At 56.3% G+C, this 490-nt stretch carries 1 pseudogene; it reads left to right on the top strand.

What is annotated here, in order from left to right:
- Positions 1–87 precede the first annotated feature (87 nt).
- A pseudogene (locus tag K0625_RS24340) lies at positions 88–490 on the top strand (hypothetical protein); the annotation flags it as partial.

Here is a 490-nt window from a genome sequence, read left to right as displayed (position 1 = left end):
GAGCTGTTCAGCGGTGTAGTCACCCAAGCCATGCTCGATAACGGCCTGGCTGTCACCATGAACACACCAGCCAGCGGCACCGAGATTGTGGTCACCGCCACCGTTACCGATGTGGCGGGCAACACCGTCACTGGCTCAGATGCAGCGACCTTGGATTACGTTGAGGCGCCAGCACCAATCGCACCGACGGTTGAAATCACCGAGGATGTCAATGATGACGGCTACATCAACAGTGATGAGCTGGACGGCCAAATCAACATCACTGTCAGCCTAGATCCAAGCATACAAGTCGGCGACACCTTAGTGGTCACCGACCAAAACGGCAATGAGCTGTTCAACGATGTGGTCACGCAAGAGATGCTAGACAACGACCTCCTGCTTGGCATGGATGCGCCGGCCACTGGCACGGACATCACCATTACGGCCACCATCACCAACACCAATGGTGACAGTGCCTCAGGCAATGACAGCGCGACCTTGGATTACGGCA

Source organism: Shewanella nanhaiensis, from assembly GCF_019457885.1.
Classification (GTDB): Bacteria; Pseudomonadota; Gammaproteobacteria; order Enterobacterales; family Shewanellaceae; genus Shewanella; species Shewanella nanhaiensis.
This window is presented reverse-complemented; position numbering and strand designations above follow the sequence as displayed.